This window comes from Leptospira chreensis (assembly GCF_016919165.1).
GTDB classification, from domain to species: domain Bacteria; phylum Spirochaetota; class Leptospiria; order Leptospirales; family Leptospiraceae; genus Leptospira_A; species Leptospira_A chreensis.
This window is the reverse complement of record NZ_JAFFPS010000003.1, coordinates 1-16,492: the sequence shown is the minus strand read 5'-3', so window position 1 is coordinate 16,492 and position 16,492 is coordinate 1. Positions and strand designations below refer to the sequence as shown.

14 protein-coding genes are annotated in these 16,492 nt (G+C 41.5%); 9 read left to right on the top strand and 5 right to left on the bottom strand.

What is annotated here, in order from left to right; translation table 11 throughout:
• The 8 genes from fliR to JWG41_RS00065 all read left to right on the top strand — a co-directional run bounded on the left by fliR (position 1) and on the right by JWG41_RS00065 (position 10,348).
• A complete protein-coding gene (fliR, locus tag JWG41_RS00100; protein ID WP_205267940.1) occupies positions 1-783 on the top strand; it encodes a flagellar biosynthetic protein FliR in 783 nt (260 codons plus the stop codon).
• Positions 780-2,081 (top strand): EscU/YscU/HrcU family type III secretion system export apparatus switch protein, encoded by a 1,302-nt coding sequence (locus JWG41_RS00095; RefSeq protein ID WP_205267939.1) that lies wholly within the window; start codon positions 780-782, stop codon positions 2,079-2,081. The genes fliR and JWG41_RS00095 overlap by 4 nt, the downstream gene beginning before the upstream one ends.
• 4 nt (positions 2,082-2,085) lie before the next feature.
• Positions 2,086-4,200, top strand: a complete 2,115-nt coding sequence (locus JWG41_RS00090) for a flagellar biosynthesis protein FlhA (protein WP_205267938.1) — start codon at positions 2,086-2,088, stop codon at positions 4,198-4,200.
• 10 nt (positions 4,201-4,210) lie between these two features.
• Positions 4,211-5,185, top strand: coding sequence for a tRNA dihydrouridine(20/20a) synthase DusA (gene dusA, locus JWG41_RS00085; RefSeq protein ID WP_205267937.1), 975 nt, complete (start codon positions 4,211-4,213; stop codon positions 5,183-5,185).
• Positions 5,186-5,516: 331 nt separating this feature from the next.
• On the top strand, positions 5,517-7,214 hold the full coding sequence (locus tag JWG41_RS00080) for a DNA repair helicase XPB (protein WP_205267936.1): 1,698 nt from the start codon (positions 5,517-5,519) through the stop codon (positions 7,212-7,214).
• A gap of 8 nt (positions 7,215-7,222) precedes the next feature.
• The gene (locus JWG41_RS00075) at positions 7,223-8,440 is read left to right on the top strand and encodes a pyridoxal phosphate-dependent aminotransferase (protein WP_205267935.1); all 1,218 of its coding nucleotides are present in this window, start codon (positions 7,223-7,225) and stop codon (positions 8,438-8,440) included.
• A 1-nt stretch (position 8,441) separates the two neighbouring features.
• Entirely contained in the window at positions 8,442-9,542 is a 1,101-nt protein-coding gene (locus JWG41_RS00070; protein WP_205267934.1) for an SH3 domain-containing protein, read from the top strand.
• An 11-nt stretch (positions 9,543-9,553) separates the two neighbouring features.
• Complete coding sequence (locus tag JWG41_RS00065) at positions 9,554-10,348, top strand: alpha/beta fold hydrolase (RefSeq protein ID WP_205267933.1); 795 nt, start codon at positions 9,554-9,556, stop codon at positions 10,346-10,348.
• Positions 10,349-10,443: 95 nt separating this feature from the next.
• Here JWG41_RS00065 and JWG41_RS00060 read toward each other — a convergent pair whose 3' ends face one another.
• Both JWG41_RS00060 and JWG41_RS00055 read right to left on the bottom strand, forming a co-directional pair.
• Complete coding sequence (locus tag JWG41_RS00060; RefSeq protein ID WP_269571000.1) at positions 10,444-10,917, bottom strand: Dps family protein; 474 nt, start codon at positions 10,915-10,917, stop codon at positions 10,444-10,446.
• Between the two features lie 22 nt (positions 10,918-10,939).
• Complete coding sequence (locus JWG41_RS00055) at positions 10,940-11,557, bottom strand: CsgG/HfaB family protein (protein ID WP_232373583.1); 618 nt, start codon at positions 11,555-11,557, stop codon at positions 10,940-10,942.
• 129 nt (positions 11,558-11,686) lie between these two features.
• Here JWG41_RS00055 and JWG41_RS00050 point away from each other — a divergent pair, with 129 nt between their 5' ends.
• Positions 11,687-12,601: an alpha/beta hydrolase gene (locus JWG41_RS00050; RefSeq protein ID WP_205267932.1), complete on the top strand. Its 915-nt coding sequence runs from the start codon at positions 11,687-11,689 to the stop codon at positions 12,599-12,601.
• 26 nt (positions 12,602-12,627) lie between these two features.
• Here JWG41_RS00050 and JWG41_RS00045 read toward each other — a convergent pair whose 3' ends face one another.
• Genes JWG41_RS00045 through JWG41_RS00035 form a run of 3 tightly spaced genes read right to left on the bottom strand, consistent with a single transcriptional unit; the run spans position 12,628 to position 16,154 of the window.
• Entirely contained in the window at positions 12,628-13,329 is a 702-nt protein-coding gene (locus JWG41_RS00045; RefSeq protein WP_205267931.1) for a HipA family kinase, read from the bottom strand.
• 55 nt (positions 13,330-13,384) lie between these two features.
• A complete protein-coding gene (locus JWG41_RS00040; RefSeq protein ID WP_205267930.1) occupies positions 13,385-15,115 on the bottom strand; it encodes a hypothetical protein in 1,731 nt (576 codons plus the stop codon).
• Positions 15,116-15,125: 10 nt separating this feature from the next.
• Entirely contained in the window at positions 15,126-16,154 is a 1,029-nt protein-coding gene (locus JWG41_RS00035) for an LA_0442/LA_0875 N-terminal domain-containing protein (protein ID WP_205267929.1), read from the bottom strand.
• Positions 16,155-16,492: the final 338 nt, after the last annotated feature.

Genomic DNA, 16,492 nt, shown 5'->3' with positions numbered 1-16,492 from the left:
ATGGAACCATTTGTTTTACACTTTCAATCTTTTCTCTTGGTCTTAGTCCGCCTCCTCGGACTCTTCCTTGTTGCCCCTTTCTTTTCTTCGGAATCGATCAATTTTTCTTTGCGTATGATCTTCTCCTTTATGGTATCACTTATCGTTTACCCAGTTGTCGCGACTTATATGCCACCGGTTCCAGGCCATATGATTAACTATGGAATCCTCATTATTTCAGAGATGTTGATCGGAGTGTTTATTGGATTTCTCGTCTCACTTGTGTTTGCTGCCTTCCAAATGGCGGGTGAATTTTTTAACAACCAAATTGGTTTTGGGTATACGGAAATTTTAGACCCTGTGACTCAAAACTCACTCCCGGCCATTGGAACGATGAAAAACCTAATGGCAACAGCGCTTTTTCTTGTGATTGGGGCTCACCGGTTTCTCATTGAAACGCTGGCTTATTCTTTTGAAAAAATTCGAATCATTTCTTTTACGGGTAAGGTGAACCAAGGATTGTATCGGCTGATGGAAGATGCCATCGGTGCAATGTTTGTGGTTTCTTTTAAGATTGCCCTCCCTGTGATGGGGATTTTATTTTTGGTCTCTCTTGCCGAGGGCCTTATGGGAAAAGCCGCACAACAAATGAATGTGATGTCGATGTCTTTCCCACTGAAAGTATTTATTGGAACACTCACACTCATTGCGACACTTACTTTTATTGCCACGCAAATGGTACAAGGAATCCAGATTTCTATGGATAAGGCAAGTTTACTCATCCGGGAGTGGCCAAGTCTATGAAAGGAAAGGGATTCATTCATTTTGTATTGAATCAAGGCTCCATTTTTATTCGGAGTCGAGAGACGATTCTTACTTGGGTTCAATCACTACTTGGTGGTTTCAATTCGTTTTGTTTTGAGACCCTTTCCAGTTTCTTTGGTGTTGATTTTACAAAACCAAAAGAATTCGCACCGGTTCTTTCTGTTCCAGGTTTTTCCTCTGGATATTATGAGATCGACCTCCAACTTTTTGCTGCGGCCGATGAAGGCCGAACCGAACCTCCGAGTGAACGTCGCAGGCGAGAAGAAAAAGAGAAGGGGAATGTTCCTAAATCCAATGAGGTAGCATCCACTTTGGTTTTGTTAGGTGGAACGGGTGTTCTCTATATCTTGGGTGATACTTTCATTCGTAATACTGCCATTTTTATTAAAAAATACCTGCCGATGGGAATGAAGATGGACCGGTTCGGAGCCGAAGAGTTCCGAGTGATCCTTGCGGGAGTTTCAAAGGATTTTTTCAATCTCCTTTGGCCGGTGCTTGCAATTACTCTCGTTTTTGCCGTTGTGGGGAATGTTGTCCAAGTCGGGTTTATGTTTTCCCCAAGGGCTCTATCCTTTCGGTTTGATCGAATTTCTCCCAATTTCAAACGAGTGTTGCCTAACCGCCAAACATTGTTTAACTTAGTGAAGTCACTGGCGAAGGTGATCATCATTGGCATCATCAGTTATATTTTGATCTCTGGTGATTTTTTGAAAGTCCTACTCACGGGAAATATGGGGATGATGCAGGCAATCTCACTCATCACTTATTCTGGATTTAAGATTATGATGGCCGCAGGGCTATTGTTACTTGGGATTGCTGTGGCTGACTTCTTTTTCCAAAAGTCGGAATTTGAAGAATCTCTCAAACAAACTCCTTCGGAAGCCAAACGAGAGATGAAGGAAGATTCTGGGGATCCGGTGATGAAAAACCGCCGGATGCAACTGGCTCGTGACATGATGCAAGGAAATATGCTTCGTGAGGTTCCGAAAGCTGATGTTGTGATTACGAACCCTACGCATTATTCTGTAGCATTATCTTATGAAATGGGAAGGGACTCCGCACCCCGAGTGATTGCAAAGGGTGAGAATCGCCTAGCACTCGAAATACGAAGGATCGCTCGGGAAAATGATGTTCCGATCGTTGAAAGTCCACAGCAAGCACGTCTTTTATACGCACAAGTTGAAGTAGGTAAGGAAATTCCGCAAGAGTTCTTCAATGCGGTGGTTCAAATCCTCATCACTCTTGAGAAGTTTAGAAAAAAAGTAGGAATGGGATAAGCGAATGAATTTTAGAGACTTACTCAAACAATCCGATTTAATTTTAGGAGTGGGAACACTCATGATCCTGGCAATGTTGATTGTCCCTTTGCCAGGTTTTGTTTTAGATGTTCTCATTGTTGTGAGCATTGGGCTTGGGTTACTGATACTCATGACGGCTCTCTCTGTCACAGAGCCCAGTGAGTTTTCGATTTTTCCGAGTATACTTCTTATCACCACCTTGTTTCGGTTAGCTCTTAACGTTTCCACAACCAGACAAATTTTGTCTAAGGGACCGGCGATGAATTCCAGTGTGATCGAAGCCTTCGGAACCTTTGTGGTGGGTGGGGAATCGGGGCTTGGTAAGTATGTTGTGGGACTCATTATCTTTATCATCTTAACGATTGTTCAGGTACTCGTTATCACCAAAGGTGCGACTCGTATCTCGGAAGTAGCTGCCAGATTTACTTTGGATGGATTGCCACAAAAACAAATGTCCATTGATATGGAATTGAATAGTGGTTCTATCACTGAAGCCGAAGCCAAGGTAAAACGTAAAAAAGTCCAACGAGAAGTAGATTTTTACGGGGCCATGGATGGAGCTTCCAAATTCGTACAAGGGGACGTAAGAGCAGGGCTAATCATTACTGCCATCAACTTACTCGGTGGGATTTTGATTGGATCCACAATTCGTGGGGAATCCTTCCTCGCATCCATTGAAACTTATGGAAAGTTTACGATTGGGGATGGACTTGTTTCCCAAATTCCAGGACTACTTTCTACAACGGCAACTGGTATCATCGTCACTCGTTCGAGTTCCGAAAAGAAACTGACTGTGGAGATCAAAGACCAACTCTTTGGGAATGCCAAAACCTTGTATGTGGTTTCTGGTGCTCTCGGACTTTCTAGTTTGATTCCAGGCCTTCCCTTCTTTTCTCTTTTGTTTTTAGCAGGAGCGATTGGGTATTTAGGTTATTCCATTGAAAAAGTAGCCAAAGAAGAAATCAAAAAAATCGAAACTGTGGCTCAGGAAAAAGTCCAAGAGAAAAAACCAGAAAACTATATCAAAGAAATTTCTGTGGAAGCCATCCAGGTGGAACTTGGTCGCGACTTACTCCCGTTAGTGGATTCCTCTTCGGGTGGGCATTTACTCGAACAGATTGCCAATACTCGTAAAAAATTTGCGATCGATTTTGGACTTGTGATTCCGGCCATTCGGATCATAGACAATTTAGAAATTCCTCATGATAACTATAGCATCCGTATCAATGGGGTTGTTGTGGGTCAATCGGCAGTAAGAGCAGACCGTTTGATGGCCATGAATAATACCGCGCGTAATTTGGACGCCATCATTGGAGAACCTTTTACAGAACCTGCCTTTGGACTCAAAGCCACTTGGATTGATCCGAATGATAAAATTGAAGTGGAGAACAAAGGGTATTCGGTGGTAGATCCGTCTACAGTCATCATCACCCATTTGAAAGAACTGATTTCCAATTATGCATCGCAGCTTCTCGGAAGAGAAGAAGTGAAAGCCCTTCTCGAACATTTGCGACAAACTCATCCGACTCTTGTGGGTGAACTCGATTACGACAAACAAGGAAGACTGGGAATCATCCAACAGACCTTACAAAATCTTTTGGCAGAAGGTCTTTCGATTAAGAACCTTCCAAAGATTATGGATGCGATCGCAAACCACCTCCCTCGGACAAACAATCCATTTGATTTGGCGGAACATGTAAGGCAAGCCCTCTCCAGACAAATCATCAATGATTTCCTTTCTCCTGATGGAAAGTTACACGTGGTTACCATTGATCCGAGGATCATTGATCGTATGAACAAAAGTATCACTCTGGATGAAACGGATGGAAGTAAGATCATCATCCTTCCTCATGATGTGCGAGTCCGCATTTTGGAATCGGTGTACAATGAACTCCAAAAGGCTCTCGATGAAAATAGATTCCTGATCTTTGTGGTTTCTCGTTACCTAAGACAAGCCTTCGCATTCTTTTTGACAAAGGAACTACCCCCCAGGAACTTTGCAGTAATTGCTTCGGAAGAGATCCATAGAGGAGTTCCTACGGAAATTGCCTCGGTTCTCAGCCTTCCTGCCAGAGAGGAACACCCACAAGAAGCATAGGAGAAAGTCTTTGAAGCCACAGGTCCCTTTCAGTCGAATTTCCGTCGCTCCGATGATGGACTGGACTGATCGGCACTTCCGCTTCTTTATGAGGCTCATCTCCAAACACACATTACTTTATACAGAGATGGTCACAACAGGTGCCATCCTCCGTGGAAAAGACAATCATAGATACTTAGATTTTTCCAAAGAAGAACATCCCATCGCTCTCCAGTTAGGTGGGGATTCTCCGACGGCTCTTGCTGAATGTGCTAAAATCGGTGAAGATTACGGGTATGATGAAATCAATTTGAACGTGGGTTGCCCATCGGATCGGGTGCAAAGTGGAAGTTTTGGGGCATGTCTCATGAAAGAACCAGACCTTGTCGCCGAGATGGTGGCTTCCTGCAAATCCCAAGTGAAAGTTCCTGTGACCGTAAAACACCGCATCGGTGTGAATGGAAAAGAAAGTTACGAAGACTTATATCATTTTGTTTCCAAAATTAAGGAAGCGGGTGTGGACCAAATCATTGTCCATGCAAGGATCGCGATTTTAGAGGGACTTTCTCCTAAAGAAAATCGAACCATTCCACCCCTTCGGTATGAAGATGTGTACAGGCTCAAAAAAGATTTTCCCGAATTGTCGATTGTGATCAACGGGGGAATCAAAATTCACGCTGAAATAGAAGACCATCTAACAAAGATAGATGGGGTGATGATTGGACGAGCGGCCTATGACAATCCCTTTCTTTTCCAAGATGTAGATGTATTGTATTACGGATCGGAATCACCGGCTCGCCTTCGTGAAGAGGTTCTTTCGGAACTAGTTCCTTACGTTCATTCTGTATTAGAGAAAGAGGGAAAAATACATTATATCCTTCGGCATATTTTAGGACTCTATCACGGGGAAAGAGGGGCCAGGGAATACAGAAAGTTTCTTACCGATAGAATGCATAATGACGGTGTCACGGAATCCATTTTAAAAGACTATTTACTTTTGCGTTAAGGATACGTAGGGCGAAGGTCACCTGCCATCGTTAGATGGTGGGGGACGGTAGCGTTAGCGCACCCCGGAGTAGCCTGACCCTTTGATAAAAACAAGTTTGGTAGTGCGAAAGATTGGGAACGCCATTAAAAAAAGGGAAAAGTCAAATCAATTATTTTGATCCTGTGAGTATAGGATAACTAAGATTAGACGGCCGCACTTGGCAATTCGTTCGAAAAATTCTCCATTTGCCTGAAAAAGGACGCGAAAAGGCATCCAAAATCTATTAAAATCAAATGGGTTGACAGGGCGGTTTCCGTTCCCAGCCTGGTTAAATTGAGAGGGAACTACCATGACCAAGCCACTCACCGTACAAAGTGACAAAACGATGCTTCTTGAGGTGGATAACCCAGAATTCGAAGCCTGTCGGGACCTCATTGCCAAGTTTGCCGAGCTCGAAAAAAGCCCGGAATATATGCACACCTATCGTATTTCTCCACTCTCTTTGTGGAATGCAGCATCGATCAAAATGTCTGCAGAAGAGATCATTGAAGGTTTAACAAAATTTGCTCGTTATTCCGTTCCAAAGAATGTAATGAATGAAGTGAGAGAACAAATCTCTCGTTACGGAAAAGTGAAGTTGGTGAAAGAAGAATCAGGGGAATTGTATATCATTTCCAATGAAAAAGGATTCATTACTGAGATTGCCAACAACCGTGCCGTTCAACCCTTTGTGGATGGAATGGAAGGTGATAAAATTCGTATTAAAAAAGAATACCGTGGTCACATCAAACAAGCGTTAATCAAAATTGGTTTTCCTGTGGAAGACCTTGCGGGTTACGATGAAGGAAATAAATATCCATTTAATTTACGTCCTACGACCAAAGGTGGGATTAAGTTTGGAATGCGTGATTACCAAAGAGCGTCTGTCGAAGCTTTCCATGCGGGTGGACGTAACGAAGGTGGATCCGGTGTAGTGGTTCTTCCTTGCGGTGCTGGAAAAACCATCGTGGGTATGGGAGTGATGCAAATTGTTGGAGCAGAGACACTCATTCTTGTGACGAACACTTTGTCCATTCGTCAGTGGAGAAATGAAATTTTAGACAAAACGGATATTCCAGAGTCGGACATTGGTGAGTATTCCGGTGAGATGAAAGAAATCAAACCGATCACCATTGCGACATACAATATCTTAACTCATAGAAAGAAAAAAGGTGGGGACTTCACTCACTTCCATATCTTTAGTGCGAACAATTGGGGACTCATCGTTTATGATGAGGTTCACTTATTACCAGCACCAGTGTTTCGTATGACATCAGAACTTCAAGCCAAACGTAGGTTAGGTCTTACGGCGACTCTCGTTCGGGAAGATGGACTCGAAGAAGATGTGTTCTCACTCATCGGTCCGAAAAAATACGATGTACCTTGGAAAGAACTAGAAGCGAAGTCTTGGATTGCCGAAGCCAATTGTGTGGAGATCCGAGTTCCTATGGAAGATGACCTTCGTATGAAGTATTCTGTGGCGGATGATCGTGAGAAGTTCCGTTTGGCTTCAGAAAATCCTGAGAAACTACGTGCGATTAGTTATATTTTGAAGAAACATTCGACTAACAACATTTTGATTATTGGACAATACATCAATCAGTTGGAAGAGATTTCCCAAACTTTCAAAATCCCTTTGATTACAGGAAAAACTCCTCTTCCAGAAAGACAGGAACTTTACCAAGCGTTTCGTTCTGGCCAAATCAAACAGCTGGTTGTATCGAAGGTGGCAAACTTTTCTATCGACTTACCAGATGCGAACATTGCCATCCAGGTATCGGGAACTTTTGGTTCGAGACAAGAAGAGGCGCAGCGTTTAGGTCGGATCCTTCGTCCGAAATCCCAAGACAATACGGCTATTTTTTACTCACTGATTTCGCGTGATACAAACGAAGAGAGATTCGGACAGAACCGACAACTTTTCCTCACCGAACAAGGGTATGAATATGAAATTTATACTTTGGATCAGTTTAAAGAAACTGTATCGGAAGAATTACTCACTAAATAGAGGATAGAATGAAACTTGTAGCAAGACGACTGGATGTCGTAGAACCTTCTCCCACTCTCGCGATCACTGCGAAAGCAAATCAGTTGAAAGCGAGTGGACTAGACGTTGTTGGATTTGGCGCAGGGGAACCTGACTTTGATACGCCTACGCATATCAAAGAAGCTGCCAAAAAAGCAATGGATCAGGGGAAAACCAAATACACTCCCGTGAGTGGAACTGTTTCTTTGAAAGAGGCAATCATTCGTAAATTCGAAACCGAAAACGGTTTGAAATACGAAAAGAACCAAATCATTGTCGGAACAGGTGGGAAACAGGTTCTCTACAACTTTTTTATGGCAACTCTCAATCCCGGCGACGAAGTCATCATTCCTGCACCGTATTGGGTGAGTTATGCGGATATCGTTCGGCTTGCGGAAGGAACTCCAGTGATTGTGGCAACCGATATCTCCAGTGGATTTAAAATCACTGCCGAACAATTGGAAAAAGCAATCACTCCTAAAACAAAAGTTTTTATCTTTAACTCTCCATCGAACCCTACGGGAGCTGCTTACACTCGTTCGGATGTAGAAGCGTTAGTAAAGGTATTAGAACCCAAAGACATCATTACAGTTTCTGATGATATCTACGAAAAGATCATTTATGATGGATTGGAATTTGTAAATCCAGCGATGATCTCACCTAAGATGAAGGAAAAAACCTTTGTTGTGAATGGGGTGTCCAAAGCCTATTCCATGACGGGTTGGAGGATTGGATACGGAGCAGGGAATGCAGAGATTGTGAAAAACATGGACACCATGCAAGGACAATCCACAAGCAATGCTTCTTCCATCTCTCAAGCCGCAGCAGAAGCCGCTCTCACTGGGGACCAAACTCCTGTTGCGGATATGTTAAAGGCTTTTGACAAACGTAGAAAACTCATCGTTGGGCTTTTACGTGAGATTCCAGGGTTCGAATGCCGGATGCCAGAAGGTGCGTTTTATGCTTTCCCTTATATCTCTGGTGTTTATGAAACTCCTGGATTTAAGAAGTTAGTGGCTGAGAAAAAAGAAAGTTCTTATTCCAAACTTTTCTGTGATGTTTTGTTAGATAAATACAATGTAGCAGCCGTTCCCGGAATTGCTTTCGGGGATGACAAAGCCATCCGATTGTCTTATGCGTTAGGTGAGAAGGACATTGAAAAAGGTGTCTCTCGCATCAAACAAATGGTTGAGGATTTACAAAAGTAAAATGAACTCACGCCCTTTACTGAAATCATTTCGTAGAGGGCTTGTATCTTCTCGTTTTTTATTTTCTTTTTTCGCTAAATCGAAACTAGTTATTGCTTTCGGACAAATTGTATTTCTTTTTTTGTTTGTGGCCTCTCTTGCCGCAGAACCTACCATCCAAGAAAAAACCAAACAAACAAAACCTTCAGAACTTCTCAAACGCGATTCTCAATCCTTGATTGTGATCCCTGTGATCGGTCTTAATTTGCATTTGTTTGCGGATCAGAAAAGTGATGTTTTGCGTAAACTTAAGTTTGGAGAACCAGTTTCTTTTGATAAGAATTCCCTAGAAAGTCCCAAGGAAGATTGGATTCCCGTAAAGTTGGAAGATGGTCTTTCTGGATTTATCAAACGTTCTGTGGTACGTTCTGTCCCTTCCAAACAATATCTATCTACTTTGTTATTTGAAGCAGAACGAATGATTCTCTCGAAAAACATTGATTTTCTGGCAAAACAGGAAATCACAGATACCATCTTTCAAATTTCCAGTTCTGGAAAATTTACCGGCGATGATTTTATTTTTCTACGGGCTAAGGCCGGGTTTTTTCTAAAGAAAACTGTGGATTTGATGAACGAAAAAGGGATCAAACCAGATAACGATCCAACCACTCTTGAATTTTTAAAACGCCACCAAACTAAGTTATTATATGATTATGCTTCTGGAAAATACTATGTGGATTCCAATTATTTTTGGAAACTTTTAGAATCTTATCCTAAAACAAAACATTCGGATTACGCTGGGTTTCTCGCAACAGAGAGTATGCCCAGTGTCGATTGCGGTGCTGATTTGAAATGCCGATTGGAAGACATGCGTAAAGGAAAACTTCGTTATATTTATCTTTTTCCTAATGGCAATTATGTGAATTTATATACGAAAGATTTAGTATCGAATTTGCATTCGATGACAAAGGATCCGGATTCCATTCCTTGTTTTTCTCCTGTGGGAGAAGGGATTAAGTCGGAGATCAATCAAATGATTCGGTATGCATCGGAAGTGGGTCCTCGTGAGAAAAAACAAATCCTTCCCCATTTACAAATTCTAAAGAAGGAATGTTTTCGGTAAGAAGGCTTTTCTTGAAACTTAGTTTTAAACTTTATCCCTTCCAACCAATATCAGAAAATCAAAAATCCATCGGTGATATTATCATCTTACATGGGTTATTTGGCTCCTCTAAAAACTGGGTCACTGTGGCCAAGGCCCTCTCTGGGTTTGGATCTGTTTATACCCTGGATCAAAGAAACCATGGGGACTCTCCTCACGCAAATGAACACTCCATCAAATTGATGTCGGAAGACTTAGAAGAGTTTTTATCGGATCATCAAATTCAAAATCCCATTCTACTCGGACATTCGATGGGTGGGCTTGTGGCTATGTATTTTGATTTTACCCATCCTGGTGTTTTAAAGGAACTCATCATCCAAGACATTGCACCCAGATCTTATCCTTTCGTGTATGAAAAAGAAATTGCCTCTATGTCTTTCCCCCTCGTTGGGTTTTCTTCACGAACTGATATTGATCAAGAGATGGAAAAATACCTACCCGATACTTTCATCCGCCAATTTTTACAGATGAGTTTGGAGCGAATGGATTCTAGTGAGTATCGTTGGAAACTGAATGTGGTGGGCCTAAACCAGGCTCGGCGGGTGTTTGATCACCCTTTTCCTGAAAAGATTTCCTCAGAGACTAAGGTTTTATTTATCGTGGGCGGGTCTTCCGAATACATTACAGATGCAGATAAGTCAATGGTCGAAGAAACATTTTCTCATCTAACGATAGTCAGTATTCCGGGAGGTGGGCATTACATTCATTATACCCACCAGAAAGAGTATTTGGAAATTTTAATGCATTGGTTTCAAAACAAAAACTAAAAAGAAAACTCTTGAATTCAATGAAAGAATCCAAGAGTTCCTTTGTAAGTTTACATCAATTGAAACTAAAATGATGTTTTTTTAATTTATCTTTTCTAATCTTCGAGTAACGAACGTAACATCCAAGCGGTTTTTTCATGAATGTCGAGTCTTTGTGTGAGTAAATCCAAAGTGGCTTGATCATTTCCTTTTTCGGCTGGTTCGTAAGCGGCACGTGCGGTGCGAATGACAGCTTCATTTCCTTCCACCAAATGTTTGATCATTTCTTTTGCTTTTGGAACTTCTTTATCTTCTGCAATGCTAGAATACTTTGCAAACTCCCATCCACCCATTGGAGCATAGTATCCAAGAGATCTAATTCTTTCTGCGATGGGATCGATGGCATTCCAAAGTTCTGTATACTGAGTCATAAACAAAATATGTAGAGTTTGGAACATAGGGCCTGTTACGTTCCAGTGGTAACTATGTGTTTTTTGATACAGAGTGTACGTATCAGCCAATAATTTCTTTAGAGACTCGGAGATAGCACTTCTTTCTTCTTCTGGGATTCCAATGTTAATTTTCATCAATTGTCCTTATTGTATGTATATTTTATTTACGAAGTTCCGAAACGATTCGTTCCACTAAACTTTCTGCTACAAAGTCATATTGACTAGTAGAAATGAGAATGTCTTCACGACTCCAAATGAGTCCGAGCCCCAAGCTGTATTGGAGGAGGCGGCCAATCGTCCAATCGGCTCCCGGTTTTTTTCGAGCATTGACTATCACATGTCCTGACTCAATATGAACAATTTTTAAAGAAACTGTATCTACAAGATTGGGAATGAGTTTTCCTTTTTCATCGTATTTTTTCAGCGCAGACCCTCTACCGAAGATAAGGGCATCCACCCCTAATACTTTTCCTAGGCGAACAGCTGTTTGTGTGTCTATGATTCCCGTTTTAGAGAAACTTTGTTCGTTGACTACTTTAGAAAGTTGTTCCCTTTCTATGACTTTGATGGGAAGTAGTTTGGCAATTTGTAATGAAACGGCGTCGGTGAACTCGTCTCCCCATTTTGCTTCCTCGATGTCAAAAAGCAAAACCGCTACTTTACTGATTCCCAAATCCGTTTTTCCCGATTCGGGATATTGGATGGCAGCATCCATCGTACGGCAATTGACAAACGAAAGGCTTAGGAGGAGGGATAGGCACGCTAAATATAGTTTCATAGATTTCCTTAAGAAATGAAGGGATGTTTCCTTGTAGGCAATTCTTTTTCGCACCAAAACCGGACATTTTGGAAAATTCGCTTTTCCTATTGTGGTCTTTCCTAGATTTTTCCAACTAGGCTTCCTTTAATGAAAAAGATTCTCAGTATTTCCATAATTTTTCTCACCTGTTTTATGCTAGGTGCAGGTTATTATTTTTCATCATCCATTCTTTCCTTTCCTATTACGAGTTTAGACGAAGATAAGGCAAAATTAAAAATTACTTCTATTTCCGAATTTGGCCTCCCCGAACCGGAATCTGTTAGATTTCAAAATGGAAGTTTGCGGCTACGCGGCTGGTATTTTAAAAATCCCAAAAAGAAAAAATGCGGGGTGGTTTTGCTTCATGGGCATACAAGAACTCGTTACGGGATTCTTAAATACGCACCCATATTTTGGAAACGGGGCTGCAGTTTGTTTGCCTATGATGCGCGTCATCATGGAGAGAGCGCCGGTGAATACGGAACGTACGGATTTTATGAAAAACATGATTTGGAACGAGCCATCGAATTTTTTTCCGAAATTAGTTCTGTTCCAGAAGAACAAATTGGCCTTTTCGGTGCCTCCTTTGGAGCAGCCACTGCCTTACAATATGCAGAAGGACGAAGTGATTATGCTTTTGTCATAGCAGACTCTCCTTTTATGGATATGCGTTCGATTGTGGAAAAACGAGCTGTGGATTTGTATAGCCCAGTTGTTTTGTTTCTTTCCCCCATTGCCCTTTCGATCGCAGAGGTGCGGGCAGACTTTCTTGTGGATGAAGTATCCCCTAAAAAGGCAGCCAAATACATTTCACAGCCTGTCCTTCTCATCCATTCCAAGACGGATGAGATCACTCCCGTTTCTCATTCGGAAGAGATCTTCCAAAATCTAAAAACAAACCGCAAACAATTGTTTGTTACAGACTGGGGAGCCGCTCATTGTAAGTCGATTGATGTAAGGTATGACGAATACGAGTCGATGGTGAATTCTTTTTTAAAGGAAAATACCACCTTTCCTAAATGAATTTTGTGATTATATCTAAAGTTGTATTAGTTTTGATAAAAAGCAGATTGAATCCATCGGATTCGGTCGTTTAAAATCGAGATTAGGTCTTTTTCGTTCATTTCCAACTCCGCTAACCATGGTTTGGGGACATCTTGTATCACAGGTTGGTAGTCGAACTGGAGTAATCTAGTTAAATGGGCGTTGTTCTGAATGGGAAGAGAAACAAAAACATGATTTGACGGCAGAGTTACTGATTCTTTCATGAGTGACTCATTTAGAAATTCGCAGCTTCCATGGTCGATGATCCAAATCTTTCCCCTTTGACCTTTTAAAAAGTTATTACTTTGAATGGTTCTATCATAATTCTTAAAAAAGAAATCCATCGCGATCATTTGATTTCTTATCTCTTCATCCATAGAGTGAGGATCAATTCCTGATTCGTTTGTTTGGCTTTCGATAAAATCTAAAGCTAAATTCATTCCAAAACTCTTTTTTACCAAATCATCAAACTCATCCGTTCCAAATGTCCAGGGAAATTGGTCAGGGATCAAGATGGACTGTGCGTTCGGAACATGGCATCCCATGAGATGGCCCACGCGGTTCACCAAAAATTCTTGGAGAAGGCTTCGAACTCCGTTACCCGCTCCTTTCATTTTTAGGATATAAGTATTTCCATCACTGGCTTGGATTCTTGCGGGAAAAGAACTTCCTTTATATAACTCGAGAATTCTAGAAACGGTTAACATTAAATAAAGGAAGTTGTTTGTATCAATTCACCTATTGTTCGATAGGTGATAGATGTTATTTGATTTTGATTAACCTCGGAAGGCCTTCCCAGGTTCCATCGTCGTTTGTGAAGTAGGTTAAATAGACTGGAAAAGAACCAACTCCCGTACCTGCTGAAATGTTGTAGCTGTAATTTAATTTTCCATTTGCTGATTGGAATTGTTCTGGGTTGGTAACGATGGAGCTGTTGTGGGCGGTTGGCACAGTAGATAGGAGGCTAGCACTAGCTAATCCATCGTTGCTCCGGAAGATATTGATTGTAGGTGATACAGAAAAGTCAGGTACGTTTGATAGCAAAAAGTAATGGATTGAGTTTGATCTTTTAATCGTCCTTAAATGATGATAACTTCCTGCAATTGTGCTTGTGAATCCTGAGATTGAGGTAGCGTTTCTTGTGATTGTAGGGTTGGGAAAACTGTAGGAACCATTGGGAAAAGTATAACCATAATAGGTATCAGGTGATGCTGAAAATAAAAGTGCGATTAACCGGTCTTGTACTGGAAATATAGGTGAGTTAAAGGTTAATGGTGAGACTGCATCGAACGTTACTTGGTTACTGATTAAATCGGAAATTCTAATGCTTTTTGATACGAATGTTGATCCTGATGGGTTTGTTGGGCATTGTAGGTAATCGACCCCGGAATGAGTAATCACTTGGTAGGCAACTAAATGATAATCGGAGGTTCCTGTTACGCAGCTAAATCCACTGATTAAATCTGTAGTATTATCTGAGTCGAGTTGCACTAATAAAGGACGAGGTGTTCCCGATAACAGAGGAGTGATCATATATCTACCGCTACCCAAATAAAGAGCAGGATAATACCAAGAAGGAGAAGGTGTAGCACTATCAGAGAATAAACGATAGTTTGTTGGTAAAGCTTTTGGTTGGGCAGTCACTGAAGATGGAGGAAAGACTGAAGGAATTTGGATAAATAGGTTTTTGTTATCCTGAAAAACTAGGCCAGGATAAGTTCTTCTCTCTTGTGAAAGGAAAAACACATATTCTGATCCATTAAACGTAGGTGTGGATATCTTTAAGAGGTATTCTTCCGTTGCTGTAAACTGAATCGTCACTCCATCAATCTTTGTTACTTGGTCATAATTTTCGCCATCCGCGCTGGATGCTATGTAGCCAGCAGAAGAGCTGTTTGGTGGAGAACTTGCGGTTTGGACCTGGAAATAGATAAATTGTCTACCGTTGGCAGAACCAAGGGGAGTGAAGGTTAAATTGGTCGCCATCCGATTTCTGTAATTGGCAAGATCTTCTAGAATAAACTGTGTGGCACCAAATTGACTTAAAAGAGAAAACGATTGTTTGGTGATTCCGTTATAAATTCGAAAACTGGCAGAACCTACAACAGTGCCGCCAGAATTTTTAACCGTAAGCGTTGCTATGCCTCGTTCACTAAAGGAAAGAAATCCTCTTCCATTTGCATCTAATGTGAGTGTATAGGTTTGTATATTTCCGGATTCTCCAAATGGAGAAGTAGGAACTCCATTTTCATCCGCTTCATTGAAAACAGAATATTCAACAGTACCAGCACTATAAGGAACTCCATTGGAATCAGTAAACTTCATAAAGGCGACAGTTTGGCTGTAAGTATTGAATGCATCCGCTAACGCCAGAAATCGAAGTAGGCTTTGTAGAGTTCCTAGATCTTGCGAAGGGTCTAGGTCAGAAGGTTTGAATATTTTACATTGAAAAGAAAATAAAAGAAGTAAGATGGCTGTGATTAGATTTTTCATAAATAACTCCTTAGAATAGAATGGAATACCGAACTTCGGCATAAACTGAATTGGTTTGTGGACGAATCCCTGTGACTGAGTAAGGTCTATCCCATCCAGTATCGAAGTCCAAACCTTCTCTGATTTGTTTGCCCCCTGTGCTGACACTGGGTCGGTCTGGATAACGATCGCGTCCAATCATAAATGCATGGACTAGATTTGTGATGTAGATGATTCCAGCAGTGCCGAGTCCGGCTAGGTATTTAGCATTCGCTTCTTTGGCATTATTTTTGCTTTTAACTATGAAATCTTCCACTATCGAAGTTTCCATAAATCCAAAAACAAATTCGGAAGGCAAACTGATGTTTTGCGCATTGAACCTGGTGCCTGGTCCTCCGATTTGGTTGAGTAATACCATGGTATCATAGTGCGCTTGTGCGTTTTTTTCTTCTGTGCGAAGGGGGCCGAGGGAATAGACTAGAGTTCCGAAAAATAGCGTACTAAATGTTCCTGCCGATACATTGTATCCACCGCAAAGCTGTCCCCATCCGGGAATTAATGCTGACCGCCAAAGGATTGCTAAGCGACCTCCGCATTGAGTTACTGCGGGGGATGGACCTAACTTCCTTGTGGCAAGCCATTCTGCCTCGGCCCTTGCTTCTCTTTCAGCCTGTGTCTCTTTGTTTTTTTCTTCGGCAAGTCTTGTTTGTTCTGCCAGCTTGGCTTCTTCTTCCAGGCGTTTTTGTTCTTTTGCTTCGGCAATCAAACGTTCTTTTTCCAGTTTTGCTTTTTCCTTCTCTTCTTTTTCTTTTAGTTTTTTCTCTTCTGCGATTCGAATTTTTTCGGCTTCCTTCTCGCTGACATCTTTATAGATAACTTTTAAAATTTGAGATTTGGAAAGGGTTTGTGGCCCTTCTGCAGTTTGGACAGTCAAACCACGTTCGTTTTGATCCGTTACCGTCCCCTTTAGGGTCTTACCATTTTTTAGAATGATCGTGTTGACTGCGAGTAGCGGGAAAGAAAGCAGGATGAGTAAAGAGAATAATAGTGTTTTTTTCATATATAGGAATCCATTCCTGGATCCTAAAATTTTCGCATTCACTCACGAAATTGCAAGAGAATTTTATACGGAGGGATTGGTGGAATGCAGGCTGAAATGATGCGATTTTCCCATCCTCTGTCAGCTACGGCCAGAGTTCTCGTGAAGGGTATGGGTATATGCAGTTTAACGTGCGTTACTAAAGAATATAATCACCCCGCCCTGATGTAGGGTGGGGAACTAGACCCGCCACCCAATGGTTTCCTTCTATCACAGATCTCACCATCCATCAAATCCAAAGCCCATTCCTTAAAATTATTCTTCCCATAAGTTCACATTTCTGTCGTTACCAAACATTC

Excerpts from the sequence above, each read along its gene's own strand:
- fliR (WP_205267940.1), top strand. The coding sequence starts at position 1 with ATGGAACCATTTGTTTTACACTTTCAATCTTTTCTCTTGGTCTTAGTC.
- JWG41_RS00095 (WP_205267939.1), top strand. The coding sequence starts at position 780 with ATGAAAGGAAAGGGATTCATTCATTTTGTATTGAATCAAGGCTCCATT.
- JWG41_RS00090 (WP_205267938.1), top strand. The coding sequence starts at position 2,086 with ATGAATTTTAGAGACTTACTCAAACAATCCGATTTAATTTTAGGAGTG.
- JWG41_RS00080 (WP_205267936.1), top strand. The coding sequence starts at position 5,517 with ATGACCAAGCCACTCACCGTACAAAGTGACAAAACGATGCTTCTTGAG.
- JWG41_RS00075 (WP_205267935.1), top strand. The coding sequence starts at position 7,223 with ATGAAACTTGTAGCAAGACGACTGGATGTCGTAGAACCTTCTCCCACT.
- JWG41_RS00070 (WP_205267934.1), top strand. The coding sequence starts at position 8,442 with ATGAACTCACGCCCTTTACTGAAATCATTTCGTAGAGGGCTTGTATCT.
- JWG41_RS00055 (WP_232373583.1), bottom strand. The coding sequence starts at position 11,557 with ATGAAACTATATTTAGCGTGCCTATCCCTCCTCCTAAGCCTTTCGTTT.
- JWG41_RS00050 (WP_205267932.1), top strand. The coding sequence starts at position 11,687 with ATGAAAAAGATTCTCAGTATTTCCATAATTTTTCTCACCTGTTTTATG.
- JWG41_RS00045 (WP_205267931.1), bottom strand. The coding sequence starts at position 13,329 with ATGTTAACCGTTTCTAGAATTCTCGAGTTATATAAAGGAAGTTCTTTT.
- JWG41_RS00040 (WP_205267930.1), bottom strand. The coding sequence starts at position 15,115 with ATGAAAAATCTAATCACAGCCATCTTACTTCTTTTATTTTCTTTTCAA.
- JWG41_RS00035 (WP_205267929.1), bottom strand. The coding sequence starts at position 16,154 with ATGAAAAAAACACTATTATTCTCTTTACTCATCCTGCTTTCTTTCCCG.